The sequence below is a fragment of the Corynebacterium sp. HMSC036E10 genome (genome assembly GCF_001836265.1).
GTDB lineage: Bacteria > Actinomycetota > Actinomycetes > Mycobacteriales > Mycobacteriaceae > Corynebacterium > Corynebacterium coyleae.
The window spans coordinates 1-16,317 of the sequence record NZ_KV827942.1 but is presented as its reverse complement, the minus strand read 5'-3'; the positions used below and the strand labels follow the sequence as shown (position 1 = coordinate 16,317).

General features: G+C 59.6%; 15 protein-coding genes. 6 read left to right on the top strand and 9 right to left on the bottom strand.

Annotated features, from left to right (window positions below):
• Positions 1 to 72: 72 nt before the first annotated feature.
• From HMPREF2736_RS02095 to HMPREF2736_RS02075, 5 genes are all read right to left on the bottom strand, one after another.
• The gene (locus HMPREF2736_RS02095; RefSeq protein ID WP_070828779.1) at positions 73 to 3,609 is read right to left on the bottom strand and encodes a type I restriction endonuclease; all 3,537 of its coding nucleotides are present in this window, start codon (positions 3,607 to 3,609) and stop codon (positions 73 to 75) included.
• A gap of 2 nt (positions 3,610 to 3,611) precedes the next feature.
• A complete protein-coding gene (locus tag HMPREF2736_RS12325) occupies positions 3,612 to 4,679 on the bottom strand; it encodes a restriction endonuclease subunit S (RefSeq protein ID WP_070828778.1) in 1,068 nt (355 codons plus the stop codon).
• Positions 4,672 to 6,672 carry a type I restriction-modification system subunit M gene (locus HMPREF2736_RS02085; RefSeq protein ID WP_070828777.1) on the bottom strand — a complete coding sequence of 667 codons (2,001 nt, stop codon included), beginning with the start codon at positions 6,670 to 6,672 and terminating at the stop codon, positions 4,672 to 4,674. The genes HMPREF2736_RS12325 and HMPREF2736_RS02085 overlap by 8 nt, the downstream gene beginning before the upstream one ends.
• 184 nt (positions 6,673 to 6,856) lie before the next feature.
• Positions 6,857 to 7,090, bottom strand: a complete 234-nt coding sequence (locus tag HMPREF2736_RS02080) for a hypothetical protein (RefSeq protein WP_141743406.1) — start codon at positions 7,088 to 7,090, stop codon at positions 6,857 to 6,859.
• 74 nt (positions 7,091 to 7,164) lie between these two features.
• Positions 7,165 to 7,965, bottom strand: a complete 801-nt coding sequence (locus tag HMPREF2736_RS02075; protein ID WP_371326163.1) for a YwiC-like family protein — start codon at positions 7,963 to 7,965, stop codon at positions 7,165 to 7,167.
• Positions 7,966 to 8,131: 166 nt separating this feature from the next.
• Here HMPREF2736_RS02075 and HMPREF2736_RS12580 point away from each other — a divergent pair, with 166 nt between their 5' ends.
• From HMPREF2736_RS12580 to HMPREF2736_RS12570, 3 genes are read left to right on the top strand one after another with little or no spacing between them, the layout of a single operon-like run.
• Positions 8,132 to 8,323 (top strand): hypothetical protein, encoded by a 192-nt coding sequence (locus HMPREF2736_RS12580; protein ID WP_246822034.1) that lies wholly within the window; start codon positions 8,132 to 8,134, stop codon positions 8,321 to 8,323.
• On the top strand, positions 8,320 to 8,649 hold the full coding sequence (locus HMPREF2736_RS12575) for a TDT family transporter (RefSeq protein ID WP_246822033.1): 330 nt from the start codon (positions 8,320 to 8,322) through the stop codon (positions 8,647 to 8,649). Before HMPREF2736_RS12580 ends, HMPREF2736_RS12575 begins: the two co-directional genes overlap by 4 nt.
• Positions 8,650 to 8,691: 42 nt before the next feature.
• Positions 8,692 to 9,015 (top strand): SLAC1 family transporter, encoded by a 324-nt coding sequence (locus tag HMPREF2736_RS12570; RefSeq protein WP_246822035.1) that lies wholly within the window; start codon positions 8,692 to 8,694, stop codon positions 9,013 to 9,015.
• 5 nt (positions 9,016 to 9,020) lie between these two features.
• On the opposite strand, the gene HMPREF2736_RS02065 is transcribed toward HMPREF2736_RS12570, so the two are convergent.
• The 3 genes from HMPREF2736_RS02065 to HMPREF2736_RS02055 are packed head-to-tail and all read right to left on the bottom strand — an operon-like array spanning position 9,021 to position 12,834.
• Positions 9,021 to 10,715 (bottom strand): ABC transporter ATP-binding protein, encoded by a 1,695-nt coding sequence (locus tag HMPREF2736_RS02065; RefSeq protein WP_246822032.1) that lies wholly within the window; start codon positions 10,713 to 10,715, stop codon positions 9,021 to 9,023.
• 38 nt (positions 10,716 to 10,753) lie between these two features.
• The gene (locus HMPREF2736_RS02060) at positions 10,754 to 12,523 is read right to left on the bottom strand and encodes an ABC transporter ATP-binding protein (protein WP_246822031.1); all 1,770 of its coding nucleotides are present in this window, start codon (positions 12,521 to 12,523) and stop codon (positions 10,754 to 10,756) included.
• A gap of 5 nt (positions 12,524 to 12,528) precedes the next feature.
• Complete coding sequence (locus HMPREF2736_RS02055) at positions 12,529 to 12,834, bottom strand: hypothetical protein (protein ID WP_070569688.1); 306 nt, start codon at positions 12,832 to 12,834, stop codon at positions 12,529 to 12,531.
• 780 nt (positions 12,835 to 13,614) lie between these two features.
• On the opposite strand from HMPREF2736_RS02055, the gene HMPREF2736_RS02045 reads away from it, so the two are divergent.
• The 3 genes from HMPREF2736_RS02045 (at position 13,615) to HMPREF2736_RS02035 (ending at position 15,879) form a co-directional block, all read left to right on the top strand.
• Positions 13,615 to 14,691 (top strand): glutathione S-transferase family protein, encoded by a 1,077-nt coding sequence (locus HMPREF2736_RS02045; protein WP_070483501.1) that lies wholly within the window; start codon positions 13,615 to 13,617, stop codon positions 14,689 to 14,691.
• 461 nt (positions 14,692 to 15,152) lie between these two features.
• Positions 15,153 to 15,557, top strand: coding sequence for a hypothetical protein (locus HMPREF2736_RS02040; RefSeq protein ID WP_070422685.1), 405 nt, complete (start codon positions 15,153 to 15,155; stop codon positions 15,555 to 15,557).
• On the top strand, positions 15,550 to 15,879 hold the full coding sequence (locus HMPREF2736_RS02035; protein WP_070422684.1) for a transcriptional regulator: 330 nt from the start codon (positions 15,550 to 15,552) through the stop codon (positions 15,877 to 15,879). The genes HMPREF2736_RS02040 and HMPREF2736_RS02035 overlap by 8 nt, the downstream gene beginning before the upstream one ends.
• Positions 15,880 to 15,949: 70 nt before the next feature.
• On the opposite strand, the gene HMPREF2736_RS02030 is transcribed toward HMPREF2736_RS02035, so the two are convergent.
• The coding region (locus HMPREF2736_RS02030; protein WP_210399436.1) for a transposase at positions 15,950 to 16,317 on the bottom strand (368 nt) is incomplete at its 5' end.

Sequence of the window (16,317 nt, the reverse complement as noted above, 5' to 3'; positions counted from 1 at the left end):
TCTACTCAAACGGAACAAAACCTGGGACACTTCAGTTTTCTTTTCAGAAGATATCGGCCCCGTCCTTGCCCCTTAGTAGTGCTCCACCGCGTACATCACGACGCCTTGGTACAGATCACCGTCCACTGGCAGCGAGTGTCCGACGAACTGTGAGCGAACCACCTCGAACACGTTGGAGGTTCCACGGTTCGACAGCGCTTCGTCCAGTGACCGCGCGAGTTGCTCCTCAACAGTAGAAGCACCAGCGTGCATGAGCATTACATCGAGAAGGTCCTGGATACGACGTTCAACCGGCGACTCATCCTGGGGTTCTTCCGCACCACCGATGAGCGCGTCGTCCGGCACAGCAATCCCGCGCGCCTTGTCTTCCATTGCGGCAACTGCAAGACGGGACATTGCAGCGGTGAGAACGTTCAGCGCGTCTTCGCCACCGAGCATGAGGTTAGTGAACTGCTCGTGCTCAGCATCGGCACCCAAGATTGCGGAAAGCACTTTGTCGCGAAGTTTCGGTGACTTTGCCAACGCCTCCTGCGGGTTCTTGGTGGCAAGGGCTTCCACTTCTTCGTCGTTAGCCAACGCCTCCCACACGGCATGAACCATGCGGGTATTCGCCGAGTTGGACATGTCGATGCCTGCAGCGGAGAACAGCTCGTTGACCTGCTCCACTGCTTCGCGGAATGCACCTTGCAGTGGATCCCCTGCCCCACCGGTAGAGACACGTCCATCAAACCCTGGAACAGGGAGAGGTGCCCGCGAATCCTCGATGTTGAGTTTCAGCTCAACGCCTGTTTCAACGTCACCCATGACCGCGGTCTTCACTACCTCGACGCCGGTGACGTAGTCCTCCTCGCGTGCTTTCTTGCCAAGCTTGAGGTTGCGCGCGAGCAGGTCGGCGAAGATCGCACGCTTGTGCAGAGTGATGTCTTGGAAGTCGATGAACTGGCTCAAGAAGTCCCACGCGTGAACGTACTTCACCAGGTTCGCACGGAAATCTGTGGCCACTGCTTCGTTGTCTTTGTCCCTGGAGATCAAAGCACCTCCGTAGAACTCGGTCCACCGGGTAATGATTGGATCGATCCCGATTCGGATCAGGCTGTCTTTCTTTTTTACGTCAATGTCCCGGTCCATCACCGTGTCGGCGATCGCTTCCATCTCCTCGACGTCGTAGAACTGGGAGGTGTCCAGTACGCGAGCAAGATCTGCAAGTACGTCGGGGTCTACCTCGGTGTCAATAGACGCCTGCGAGTAGTACGGCTGGAATGAGTGAAGAATCGTTTCGGGGTCATTGACGAAGTCGACGACGAAGGTCTTGGTCTTATTCTTCGACGGCATCGTCCTGTTCAGACGCGAGAGCGTCTGCACCGCCATCACGCCGGACAGAGGCTTATCCACGTACATCGCTGACAGGCGAGGTTCATCAAAGCCGGTCTGATACTTGTTGGCCACGATGAGGAACTTGTACGCCGCACCGTCGAACATCTTCGTCGTTTCCATGCGACGATGACCCTCAGGTGCGTTCTCGTTATTGAGCGAAGACTCCGTAACGATTTCTTCGATGTCCTCATCCTTGGACACGTCGAGTGAGCCAGAGAACGCCACAAGTGCTTCGAGCCCGTGGTACTTCGGGTTGGACCTGATCACGTCCTGAACCGCCCGGAACCAGATGTATGCGCTCATGCGGTCGTCGCAAACGACCATTGCTTTCGCGGTCGATCCAAGCAGGAAGCGCACGTTGTTATTGAAGTGCTCGACCGCCACTTCGGCCTTGGAGTGGATCGTCTTCTCGTGGGAGCGAACGAAGTGCTTGAGTGCAGATTTTGCCTCGCCAAGAATGACGTCGTCTTCGCGGCCAAGTTGGTCTTCGATCTTGGCGTAGAGCGACAATGAGATGTAGTTCTGGAGCACGTCCAGAATGAAGTTCTCGTCGATTGCCTGCGCCATGGAGTACAGGTCAAACGCCACGTACTTCTCTGGGTTGTCCGGGGACGGCTCGCCAAACACGGCAAGCGTCTTCGCCTTGGGTGTTGCGGTAAGCGCAACGAGCGTGACGTTCGACGACCGCGCGACCGCCGAGTCCCTCTGCTGCTGCAGACGGTCCTTTTCAGCACGCGTGAGTTCGCCGGAGGGAGTCGAACCGGCAATATCGCTGAGCGCTGCCCCACCATCGAGTGTCTCTTCGTCTTCAATTTCTGCAGCCGCTCGCGTTGCTGCTTCCGCAAGCTCATCAGGAGTGTCCGAAAGAGTCTCCAGCAGTGTGCGGGAGGTCTTGCCGTGTTGGGACGAGTGCGCTTCGTCGATAATCACCAGCCAACGGCGGTCTCGCAGCTTCGGAGAACGGTCAATCGTTTTCGCCAGTGCCGGGAATGTCTGCAGCGTACAGGACAAAATGCGCTTGCCCTGGGTGAGATAGTGGTTAAGTTTCTCGGACTTGGACGTGTCGTCACCGGTGATGTTGATGACCATGCCTTCAGAGGCCTGGAGCAGCGAGAGTCCATCCGCCACGTTCTTATCCAGCACGGTGCGATCCGTGACGACGATTACACAATCAAAAAGTTTCGTCCCGTCTTCATGGATCATCTTGTTGGCACGGTGCGCCAACCATGCAATGGTTTTCGTCTTGCCTGAACCCGCAGAGTGCTGAATCAAATAGCGCCTGCCGGTGCCGTTGGTGGCGACATCGCTGGTGACACGCTCAACAGAGCGCAACTGGTGGAATCGCGGGAAGATCAGGCGCCCCTCATTGCCCTTCATGGACGGCTCCCACAGCGCGTAATCCTTCAGGATGCGCAGCAGCAGATCCGGTGAGCACACCCACTCCCACAGGTAGGAAACGTTGTACCCGTTGGGGTTGTCGGGGTTGCCAGCGCGGCCTTCCTCGGTTCCCTGGTTGAACGGAAGAAAGACGGTATCGGTGCCGTTGAGTTCTGTGGTCATCATGACTTCACGGGAGGACACCGCGAAGTGGACGAGGCAGCGGCCAGGGTTGAGCAGCGGGCGGCTGGAGCGATTCGGCTTGCGGTCGTGCTTGTACTGCTTGACGGCATCGTCAATCGACTGCGTGTTGTCAGTCTTGAGTTCCATCGTGATCACGGGGATGCCGTTAACCAGCAGCACAAGGTCAATCTCACCTAGGCCACCTTTTTCAAAGTGGACTTGCTGCAGCACGCGTAGGCGGTTTTCCTTCGCCTTGTCGATCACATCCGTCTTCGCCGGGTCATACGGGTAAAAGCCCGCCATATCCGGGAAGTTCACGGTGCCAAGGTCTGTCTGTGTAAACGAGAACCCATCTCGCAACGTGCCCAGTAGTCCGCCGTTGACCTTCTTGGTGATGCCATCGAGAATCGGCGTGTAGTCGAGTTCCTTGGTCAGGCGCTTTAGCAGCCGGTGCTCGCGAGACTTTCGCTCTATGTCACTTGCAGTTTCGGGAATAGCACGCTCGTATTGCTCCGGATACTGGGTCTTTAGCCAGTGGAGGACGTCTTCTGGAAAGAGTCCAAGTTCGGGGTCAAAACCCTTGTCGTTGGCACCCTCGTTCCAGATCCAACCTTGGCCGTTGAGAGACCGGCAGATGGTCAGCTCCATCGCTTCTTCAAGTATTGGGTTCACCATGATTAGACCTCTTTCCGGCCCGTAACGACTTCAGTGATCAGCGCAGTTTTGCGTGCTTTTAGCTTCTCGACGAGTTTCGTGGATTCTTCGATCAGAGCTTCCATACGCTCAAATTCTCGGTCCAATTCGTTTGCGATTTCGCGTTGTTCGTCCAACGGAGGTAGCGGAATAGGAGTATCTGCCACCATATTCATTCGCACGGATTCCACGGTTGCTTTCGCTCCACCGTGTTCGACTTGACGAGGAAAATTATTCCGGAAACACCAGTAGAAGTACTTCGGGTCCACCCCCTTGAAACTTCTTAGAACGTAGACCCGCTGGTGTGCGCGAAATTTTCCTTCTGCAAAATGAAAGATCTTCCCGACACCAGCACCATCACCCGAAGTAAGAACTGCTGGCCCTTCAAACGTCCATTCATCTGATGTACGCACTGTGTCCGAGCGAACATAGAAGGGAAATTCTCCGTCTTCGATTGCGTCTTGAGTATCTCCGTCTCCCGTTGTAATGCGTGTTAAAAGTTTCGCCGGCACCGTTGGCACCGACGCTCCCTGATGGTTGATTTTAGAATCTGGTAGAAGCAACTTTCGGGTTTCTAACTCTCGCACCAACCCCTCAAACTCATCGATCATCGCGTCCATCTCGCTAATTTCCTTATCGAGATAGTCAGCGATACGGCGCTGGGTTTCGAGAGCTAAGTATGGAACCCTCTGCCTCCCGAGGTCCGAAGATGTCATACTGGGGATCGCAGTCTGTGTGGAAATTAAGTCAAACGGGATGGTCTGCGCCCAGTAATAGAGAAATTTTCCGTCATACCCACTCTTAGGTATCGCGTAATACATTGTGTCCACAGTCCAAAACTTCTCATTAACGTAGAGAGGCCTGTCCAGGGTTCCCTTGCGCCCAAAAAGTACTGCTTCCCCGTCGTACAGATAATGGTTGGCATGCCCAAACGCACCGCCTGACCCGTAAACTGGATACTGGCCTTCAGGATCAGCGACCTCGGCCCAGTCTTTCCCGTTTCTGAAATCAAAAGCAAGAAACGCTCTTACGTAATCGGTGAACTCAGTCATCGGCCCGCACCTCCCTGAACAGGTCGTAAATCCGGTTCAGAGACGCAGCAATATCTGCGTCCAATTCCTCCAAGGAGCGAGACTCCTCTGGCTTGTAAAACAGGCGCGTCAACGGCAACTCTGTCCCCACCTTCGCCAAGGACTCATCCCACTGCATATCCGGGACAAACGGGAGCACTTCACGCTCCATATGCTCGGAAACATCCTCTAGGTACGGCACACGCTCGATCACCTTGGTCGATGCATCTACGACCGGATTGCCCTTCTCGTCGAGAGAGGCTGGTGCGTTCTCATCTTCAACGGCAAGCGCTTTCATGATGTGCTTGAGCAACGGAGCGCCCATCTTCACACCATGTTCCTTAGCAGCAGTCTTCAGCGCCTTCGGGAGATCGTTGTACTCACGGCCTTCCATTTCGCGGATGACTGCTTCATGCTCCGGGAATGCGGACTTGTGCTTCATCGCTTCTGCCACAGTTTCATCCGTGACACTCACCGCGTAGTGCGCCAACTTAAACATCGGCACATCGCGGTAAGTCAGATCATCGGCAGTAACGATGATGGAGCGATCGTTTTCCTCGAAGTCTTTGTAGGTCTTCGTGATCTCGCGGATGTTGTCTTCCGTGAACTCGACGCGTTTATTACCCATCGACTTACGCATCGGTGCGCAAATCTCGGTGGCATCAATGAACTGGATCTTGCCACGGCGACGTGGCTCCTTGTTGCGATCAAGAATCCAGATGTAAGTGGCAATACCGGTGTTGTAGAACATGTCGTTCGGCAGCGCGATGATCGCGTCCAGCACTTCAACGCCGCCTTGTGCACCGATCAAGTACTTGCGGATGCTGTCCGGACCGCTTTCCGCATCTCCGGTAAACAGTGGCGAGCCGTTAGTAACTACGGCTGCGCGTCCGCCCTTCGTTGCGCCTTCTGCGGCAGCGAGTTTGTGCGCAATATGCATCAAAAACAACATCTGCCCGTCGCTGACTGCGGGTAGCCCCTCCGCAAAACGTGGATCGCCCTGCTCCTGGAGCGCTTTGACGTCTTTCTGGAACGCCTTCCAGGAAGAGCCGTACGGCGGGTTCGCCATGATGTAGTCAAAGGTTTCATCGGCGAACTGATCGTTGGTCAGAGAGTTGCCAAACTTCAACACTTCTGGATTCTTGAACCCCTGCATGAGCAGGTCAGACTTGCCCATAGCGAAGGAAGATTCCTTGAGCTCTTGTCCTGCAATGACGATCTCAATACCTGGGTTGATTGCGCGCAGCGCGTCACGCGCAGCGATGAGCATGCCGCAGGTACCAGCAGTGGGGTCATAGACGGAACGGATAATGCCGTCTTCTTCCAGTTCCGCGTCATCCGAGGTGAACAGGATGGACGTCATCAGGCGAATCGCATCGCGCGGGGTATAGAACTCACCGGCGTCTTTCGCCTTTCGGGCAAACGAGCGATACATCAGGTTCTCGAAGATGTCGCCCATCGTCTGGTCTTGAAGCGCCTCGTCGGACATGTCGATGGACGCAAAGTGGTTCACCACATTCCAGAGTTGGTTATTACGGTCGAGGAAGTCGATGAGTTTCTCAAACTCGAACGCTTTCCAAATCTCTTGGATATTTGCAGAGAACGCCCTGAGATACTGCAGCAGCCCTTCCTTCAAGGTGTCGTCGGAGGTGGCCAGACGTTCGAGAGACAACTCCGAGGTGTTCCAAAAACGAAGCTTGAACATGCTCTCGATCTTGAGGTTCACGATCGAAGGGTCTGTCCCCTTCACGTTCTCCCGGTGGACGAGATCTAATACGTCTTTCTTCGTCGACTCCAGTCGTCCCTCGAGACGGCGAAGCACCGTAAACGGAATGATGTAGTCACCGTAATTCTCGGCCGGGACAATCAGCCGCAGGTAATCATCTGCGGTCTGCCAAATGACAGCATTGAGGCTGTTGACCTTGGCAGTTTGCTTCGGCGTGATCGAATCGAGGATCTCTGAGGTGTCAGTCATCGTTGCTTCCTTATGAATCTGTAGACGCCTGATTGTCCCACAGGAATCACTCATTTTCAGGCAACAAATATTGGTGTTTCACCGCACGAGCGGGAGGTTTGCAGCGCAGTACCGCTAGCCAAACAAACCCCTGCACGCTCCCCCGTTGTACGCGTGAACACATTTCTCTTTACCTTCCTGCAAATCACAAATTAAGGCAGGCTTTGACTAGGCACGGGTAGTCGTCCTTCACGTGGCGTACGGGGATAAACCACAAAGCAAGAAGCGCAAGTGCGGCGATCACCCCTGCTGGAACGGAGTAGAACACGAGCCATCCGCCCACCCCAAACAGAATCCGCCCTACTGCAAAGAACGCCGCCCCTAACAGGCTCAGGATAAGCGCCGCGACGGAGTTGATACGGACATTCCGGCAGTTCATGCACCACATCATACGGCGGAAGCCATGGGCTGTATCTCAATCAGCCAAAGTGACGAGGCAGCGAATGAGGCGCCTTAGAGCAGCACAACGATGACCACCAGCACTGTGATGGCAGCGTCCAGAAGTCCGACGATCTTCGGCGTCCATGGCTTCTCACGACGTGCGCCGGTGATCGGCATCAGCGTCGCCCGCGCGAGCAACACGACGGCCACGACGATGATCGCTGGGTGGAAAGGATGCCCGCCGGTTACGAGCACGGCGACGACGGCAGCGACAAGCACGACGACGTGATAGCTCACCGACCCGATGAACCAGGGCCTGGAGCCGCGTTCACGGATGAGCGTCTTCACGTAGGGCACAGTGCCGACGAAGTACGCCAGGTACACGGCAAATGCGGCCCACGCCTCCACATCCAGGCCTCCCCCGGCCCAGGCGGCCACCGGCAGGATGAGGCAGGCTGCTACGACAGTGGAAACACCCGACAACAGCGACCTCGGACGCCGCTTCCATGCCTCGAATACGGCTATGGCCACCAACGGTGCGAACGCCGGGACCCACATGAGAAGCCGCCAGTCGAAGATCAGCGTTGTCACACCCGCGACCGCCGCGAGCGACCCGTAGACCAAGACCGGGGGCCGGTTGCGTTCACGGAAGCGCGAACGGATCCAGACGCTGCCGGCGAAAAAGGTGAAATAGCCGAGCCACCAGGTCAGCAACAGAGGAATCGCAGTCCACGACGGCGCCAGAATGACGCCGGTGATAGCGGGGACAGTGACCATAAACCAGGCGCCGTGTTGGTCGGGCACCCAACCGGGTGAGCGTCGGCGTGTGCGGGGGTTGCGCGACACGCTACGCTGCGCCTGGCTCTTCGACATGTTTTCACCCTACTGATGCGAATCTGTGATGGGCAATTGGCGTGGTCTTTTCCGTCGATTCGAAGCACCCGGCACCGTCGCGCGCTTCAGGCCATTCGCGTCCTAAAAACCACAAAGCCCCGACCCAAAGTGGATGAGACGAGGTGGCAGGCCTAGCGTTAGTCCTATGACGTTGCCAAAGTTCGGTCCCGCTTGGGCCGGCGCTTTAATGGGAACCTCGATTGCGTCGAGTTTGACTGAGTTACATGGATTTCATGTAGCCCAGGTAGTTTTTGCGCTCATCGCGGCGGGGCTCCTTGTTGTGTTCACGGTCGGCGTGCGCAATGAGCCGCCGCGGCACCAGAACATGGCGGCGTGAGGCATGTACGCGATGGGGCTGCCGCGTGCGGCTCGGCGTGGACGGCACTCACGGGCAACGATGCGTTCCAGCTGATCAGCTGGTGGATCGGCGCGCCACTGGCCATCATCGTGTGCTTGTGGCAACTCTGGGGTTTGTGGAAGCAGTCCGCTCACTACACCGAGCCTGCGTTCCCGTGGGGCTTGGCGCTGGTGTCCCCGATGGTCGCCGCGACATCCGCCGGGCAGCTGGCCACCCATCACGGCGAGTTTTATCACTACGCGGGTGAGCTGTGCTTCTTCCTCACGTTCTTCACCGCGATCCCGCTCTTCCTCTACTGCTACTGATCCCGCACGCGCCCACGTGGCGCAGCCGCGGGTACAGCGTGGATTCCCCTCGGTGTTGTCGGCCAGTCGACGGCAGCATCGACATTGCTTTTCGACACTCACCTGTACGGCCTCATCATGTTCACCCTCGCCGTACCGTGTGTCCTCTATGCCATGTACTGCTTCTACGAGGCTGTCCTCCACTGGGCGCCCTACGGCCCTGGTTGGTGGGGCTCTACCTTCCCCGTGGGCACTCTGTGCTTGGGTGCTTGGGACGAAGGCTGGCACGCACTTTCCTTGGCGCTCCTCGTGCTCTTGCTCCTCCACTGGGGTGTCTGCGCGGTGCGCTTTGGCTCCTGGGAACTAAGCCAATCTGGTGCGAGATGAACTAGCTATCCGCGCTTCTCCGATGCCGTCGTCGTGGTGGTCCACGACTCGGCATAGCGGCCGCCCTTCGCCAGCAATTCATCGTGCGTGCCCCGTTCTGCGACCGTCCCGTCCTCCGAAAGCACGACGATGAGGTCGGCATCGCGGATGGTGTGCAGGCGATGGGCGACGACGATCACAGTGTGATCGCCGCGCAACGCCTCAATCGTGCCGACGATCGCCCGCTCAGTGGCCGCATCCAGCGAGGACGTCGGCTCGTCGAGAAGCACCACCGGGGAATCCTTCAGAAGCGCCCGGGCGATGGCGAGGCGCTGCCGCTCACCTCCCGACAGCAGCGTCCCCTCCTCCCCCACCGGGGTATCCCACCCGGAAGGCAGCAGCTCCACGATGCGGTCCACCCCGGAACGCCGGGCGGCCTCGCGCAAGCGGTCCCCGTCACCGGGCCTGGAACCGAATCCGGGGTCGGCGAAGACCACGTTGTCCCGCACGGACGCGTCGAAAAGAAACGTCTCCTGGAACACCGGGGTCACCAGCGCGTTCACGCCATCGGTGCCGATCCGAGGCAAGGGCACCCCGCCGATGAGGATCTCCCCCGAGTCCGGATCGTGAAACCGCGACAGCAGCCGCATGACCGTCGTCTTGCCCGCCCCCGACGGTCCCACTACGGCAACCAGCGCTCCCTGAGGTGCACGGAAGCTGACGCCGTCGAGAACCTTCTTCTCCCCGTACCCGAAGCTCACGCCGCGGAACTCCACGTCATGCCCGTCGGGCAGCTCCGGTGCGGCAGGTTCAGGAAGGACGGGGATTGCCTGCAGGTCACGCAACGCTGCTAACGTGTTGCGGCCCGCACCGAAACCGCCGGACAACGCTCCCGCCGTGGTGATCGGTCCGGTGAACTGGACGAGCACGATGAGCATCGGCGCCAAATGCGCCGGCGCCATCCCGCCCGTCGCGGCGACTGCCACGGCGACGATCACCGCCGCCGTGAACACCGCATGGACGACCGAACCCAACCGTCCGATGGCTGCCCCCTGCGTCGACGTCGCCTTCGCGAACGCATCGTGCTGGGCCTGGATAGCTTCATCCACCATCGCGTCCGCCGCCGAACCGTCGCCCGCGGCGCGAATCGCCTGCTGGCCGCGGGTGAACTCGATCAGCCTGCTGGAGACGGCAGCGACGGCCTCAGCATGCGCTTCGTCCGACTCCCCGCCGACCCGGCCAATGGCCCGGTAGGCGAAGAAGAGCACCGGCGCTGACGCGACAAGAACCAAACCGACGCGCCAATCCACCGCCAGAATTCCGAAGGCGATGACGGTCGGCGTAACCACCGCGGCGATGACGGGCCGCAGGATCACGTGCGGCACGGACGCCGCGAACGCGATACCCGACGACGCCATCTCCGAAAAGCGGCCGGCCGTGGACTTGGTGACGTACCCGAGTGGCAACGTCAGCACGCGTTCGCCCAGGGAATGCAGCAGGGACGACAGCACCGCTGCGGAATTCGCCCTGCCGACTGTCCCCGCGGCGAGGGACAGCACCGCATGGGCGGCCGCGAGGCCGGCTATGACGCCGGTGAAACGCCACGCCGTCGCATCATCTCCCTCGGCCAGAGCCGACAGCAGCGGCAGCAGCGCGACGAACGCCGCTCCCTGGGCCAGCGCGGCAAGCGTGGCCAACGCAATGAGCCACACCAGCGTCATTCTCGAGCGCCGATCCGTCATCGACCACAAGTCCCGAATCATCGGTTTGCCGCCTTTTCATCGTCTGATTCAGTGCCCCGCGGGGCGGATGGTTCGTCGTCGAGCGTGAACGCGCGCCACAAATCCCGGTAGCGGCCACCGCGCGCAAGCAACTCGTCGTGGGTACCCGCCTCCGCGACCGCTCCCCCATCGAGAACGAGGATGCGGTCGGCGTTGCGGATCGTGCTCAACCTGTGCGCGATCACAATCACCGTCCGCGAACGGGCCAAACGCTCGATTGCGGACTGGATGAGGGCCTCGGAAGCCGGATCCGCGTAAGCGGTTGCCTCGTCGAAGATGAGCACCGGCGCGTCCGTGACGATCGACCTCGCGATGGCTACGCGCTGCGCCTCACCACCGGAAAAGGTCACGTCGACGTTGACCACCGAATCCAGGCGCTTCGGCAGCGCCGCGATGACCGCATCGAGGTTCGCGAGCTTCGCGGCCGCCATGATTTCGTCGTCGGTGGCGTCTCTCCTGGCCAGCCGGATGTTCTCCCGCAACGGCAGCGTGAACAACTGCGGATCTTGGAACACCACCGACACCGAGCGGTGCACGTCGCGCACGGCGATGTCACGAAGATCGACGCCGCCCAGCAGCACCGAGCCTTCAGCAGGGTCGTGGAAACGCGCCAACAGCCGGGCGACGGTGGACTTTCCGGAACCGGAGGACCCCACCAGCGCAGTGAGGGTCCCTGGTTCGAACGTCGCGGACATCCCGTCGAGGACCCGCGGCCCATCGCCGTAGGAGAAGACCAGGTTCCGGACCTCGAGCGCGCCTCCGCGCGCGGGCACCGGATCGGCGGGCTCGGCGATCGGCGGCGTGCTCAGTACCTCCGCGATGGACTTCAGGGCAGCGATCCCCGCGATGATGGGTTCGGAGTTCATGGCCACCCGCACGATCGCCGCGGAGAGTCCAAGGCTGAGAACCAGCCCGGCGACGAGACCCTCCGGTATGCCGCCCGCGGCGTCCCTCAGAGCGAGGCCGGCCCCGCACACCACTGCGAGAACTGTGGTCGGGGACGTCACCACGTCGATGAGCCCGAGATAGGTGTTCGACTGCCGGGACCAGGCGGACCACGCGCGGACGAACGACAACGCCGCGGCATCGTAGCGACCCGCGCCCTGGTTAGCGCGCCCGAAGGACTTCATCACCGGGATACCGCGCACCAGCTCGATGACCGCGGCCGTCACTCCTTCGGAGGCTCGCTCGTAGTCGCGCTGAAGAGCGGCTCCGCGCGAAATCATCACGCCCATCAGGGCGAAGGTGACCAGCACCGGGACGACCGCCACCACCGCGATCCGCCAATCCACCACGACGAGCGCGATGAGGGAAAGCAGGGGAACCAGCACCGCCACCACGGTCTCACCGACGGTGTGGCCCATGAGCTGGTGGACAGCCGCGACGTCCTTCTCAACCGACTCGATGATTCCCGACGAGCGCCGGGCGTCCAGCCAGCCCAGCGGTAACTTCCGGATTTGGGCGACCAGCCGGCGCCGGAGGTGGAGCTGCAGGTCGTTATCCGCCCGGTGCGAGAGCATGCCGGCGGCGCCGTCTGCGGCCATGCGCACCGTTGCGGCGACGACGATGACAGCCACGGCCAACCACGTCCGATGCTCCGGGGCCTCCGGGTACGTCATCGCGATGTCGATGATGCCGACCAGCGAAGCGACGGTAGCCACCGACGACAGGACAGATAACGCGACCACCGCCCGCATCCGGGTCCGAATCGGGGCGAGCAGCGACCACGGGCCTACGGTCCCGTCCACAGCGCTCACTTGCCCGCCTCCCCGATCGCGCTTTTCTTCGTGAGAGTGCGGAAGTACACCATGCCGACGTGTGAGGCTCCGCCCAGCTTCAACCCGTTGGCTTCGGCGAGGTCCTCGACCTCGCTGCCCGGCGACCCTGCCGAGCGGCGCGAGGACGTCGGCGACGTGGAATTCCGTCCGGCCCCGAGCCCTTCGACGGCGGCGTCCATCGGTTCACGCGCATAGCGGCTGAGGAACCTCGGCTGGACCTTGTCCTCGTAGGCCGCGAGGAGTCTGAGGTTGTTCTGGACGATCTGGGCAATCGACTTCATCTGGTTCTGTCTCCGGGTGTGTGGGCCGCGTCCACGCGGCGGTTTCAGGTTAGGTGATCGGGTTCGCGGGCCGTCGTCGGCGGTGCCGCCCCCTCTCGGCCGACTCGTCGACTCATTGGTCGCTGTGGTGGGTTCATCAGTCACAAGCGGCACTGTGTTGCCCTCTCAGAAGATAATAACCATTATTACGTTAGGTTAGCCTAACCTCGCATGCGACTCAAGCCCCGTCTCGTGCGTTTGATAGACATTGCTGAAACCGAGATCGCGCAAAACCAGCACACCATTGAGTGACGCGTGGACGAAGACTCAGGATGGGCGCAAGAATCCGCAGGCGTTTTTAACAATCTTCTCGGTGAATCAGCCTGTAAATCCGGGGAATCCCCGTACTCAGGGGACGATCACTACCCCGCTGGAGTGGGAGCAGAAGGCTTCTCCGGATAAGCGCTCTGGTAATGGCCCGAAACCGAAGGTGCGGGCGTGTCCCAAAATGGCACGGCTATGGATCCGGCGCTCGGTCAAGGGGTTCCAGCGCCCTTTCACCGCCATCGACCATAAAGAAGCCAGCTAGGGAGAGAAACACCATGACCGCGATGAAGGCCCAGGATTCGCGCCATCCGAAGGCTTTGTATTGCCTTGTCTCTGGGCCTGTCTCTGGGCCTGTCTCCGGGCTTTCCGTCACACTGCTCATCCTCTTGCAACAGCACATCCCCCCTCGCTCATGATCAGAAACAGCCTATAGTTGACGTGTCACAAACTTTTCACGCGATAAGGGAGGACACGATGACTACAGACGCACAGAAGGACTGGGCAGGCGATGCCCAGAACGCCTCAACAGACGGCGAGTTCAAGCGGGATACGAACTATATCGGTGACCGCATTGTGTCGTCGATAAGCAATGAAGCTTCGCACTGGCCCGTGCAGCCGCACCGCTACCGTCTCATCGCCGCACGTGCCTGCCCATGGGCGCATCGCGCTGTCATCGTGCGGCGCCTGATGGGGCTGGAAGATGTGATCTCCTTGGGCCTGGCTGGCCCGACTCACGACAAGCGCTCCTGGACCTTCGACTTGGATCCGGGCGGCGTGGACCCCGTGCTACAGATCCCCCGCCTGCAGGATGCATACTTCGCACGCTTTCCCGACTACCCGCGCGGCATCACCGTGCCGGCAATCGTGGAAGAAGCAAGCGGCAAGGTGGTGACGAACGATTACAACTCCATGGTCCGCGACTTCCAAACCGAGTGGACCGCCTACCACCGCCCCGGCGCCCCGAACCTGCTGCCACCGGAAGAGCTGCGCGAAGAGGCGGAGGCGATCAACGACTTCCTCTTCCGCAAGTTCAACAACGGCGTGTACCGCGCCGGATTCTCAGCCTCCCAAGACGCCTACGAAGAAGCCTACGACGACGTGTTTGAGGTCCTCGACTGGCTCGAAGACCGCCTAGCCAACCACCGCTTCATCATGGGTGAACACATCACGGAGACCGACGTCCGCGCCTACACCACCCTCATCCGCTTTGATGCCGTCTACCACGGCCACTTCAAGACAAACCGCAACAAGATCACCGAACTCCCAAACGTCTACGGCTACCTCCGCGAGCTGTTTCAAACCCCCGGCTTCGGCGACACCACCGACTTCACGGAGATCAAACAGCACTACTACATCGTCCACCGCGAAGTGAACCCCACCCGGATCGTCCCCTCCGGGCCCGACCTTTCCGGCCTCACCCAACCCCACGGCCGCGACCATCTCCCGGGCTCCCCCTTCGCCGCAGGCACCACCCTCCCCGGCCCACTGCCCGAATCCGAGAAGCTGAAGAACCCCACGGATTTCCAACGGGAGCTCTTCGGGCTGGAGTAGGTCTTCTGGGGTTAGGGGCCAGAAAGTGTGTCTGGGATCGGGGATTTTTAGGTTCTGACCTGTAGGGTAGCGTGAAATATATGCTTTGGGAGCATATATCTGGCCTCAACACGGTGAATCCCCGGTGTGGCTGCCAGTCTGTGGTAGTAGGCGGTGGTGTGGTGGCTCAATGCCAAAGAACCGACCACGCTGCTACTGCGGCGGTGATACCAAACGCAATGGAACAACCAGCAAAGGCACTACCCGATGGGCGATGTAAGGCCGTGGAGCCTCAGTCAATAAAAGTCGGCCAGATGTCACAGTAGCAGACCACCAGCCCCGTTAGACCCCATGCGTAGCTGTATCCCCACTATGCACAGTCTTTCACTTGCACACTTGGCAAGCATTAGACTTGCAATTAAGGCAAGTATTACACTTGCCTTAATTGCAAGCCAGTGAAGTTGACGTTAGGGAGAAGAACGATGAGCGACGACCTTAAGATCATTCACGACGTTCAAAAGCGCACCACGTGGACGCAGAGCTGGTGGGCGGTGGCGATAGTGGCGCTTGGCGCCGGCGGCGGTATCGCGCTATTCAAGCTGTCATGGTGGTACGGCCTCGCGGTTCTTGTACCGACGTTCGTTCTGGGCTATCTCCTCAAAGATAAGATTGCGAACCCCTTCGTTCGGGTCAATCCCAATATGGGGCCGAGTAATGATCGCGCCACCTGGTCACGAGTACTGCTGCCAGGTGCCATGATGTTCTCCACCGTGCCGACGCCTGATACTTGGCCGTGGATGATTGTCTGCGGCGTCGTTGTTTCTACGGCGACGGCATGGATGTTGTATGAGAACCGCAACGCCGCCGTAAAGGGCGTCAATGTCTAAGGATCCTTCACCACGCCCAGCAAAGCTGGATCCGGTCATCCACCCCATCAATCGGCTTAAAATTTGTGCCACGCTGTTCCATTCAGGCGCAACCGGCGGCAGGCAGATGAAATACGCCGTGCTTGCAGAGCTCACCGAGCTTCCTGCCGATACGCTTTCCAAGCAGTTGAAACATCTTGAGGACAGCGGCTATATCAGCCGCACCCGCGAATATGGCTCCACGCGCGCGAAAGACGCCGTCTGGGTCGCGTTGACCCAGACTGGAACAGAAGCCTATGCACAGCACGTTGCGGCGCTTAAAGCCATGACAGAGGGCTCATAGATTGGGTCAAGTCCCGTGAAGTGGTGTAGCCGTTTGTGCTTTCGGCTCGGTATGAAGTTCGGGTTTTTGGTTAGGCGGTTAGTTGGTGGTGGTCGCCATGATCACCTCCTGTTTGGTGCATGAGGCGTTTGGTGTGTTCGAGTGCAGATAGTGACATGTAGCGTTTTTGTTGGATCCAATCGTCGTGCTGTTCAGCGAGGACCGCGCCGACAAGCCGGATGATGGATTCGCGGTTCGGGAAGATGCCAACGACGTCGGTGCGCCGGCGGATCTCCCGGTTTAACCGTTCGGTGGGGTTGTTCGACCACACCTTTGTCCAGACTGGTTTCGGTGCTGCGGTAAACGCCAGCACCTCATCGAGTGATTCCTCCAAATAGGCTGCAACCTCGGGAAACTTCGGTTCCAACAAGTCAACAACTTCACGGGCTTGCGCCCAGT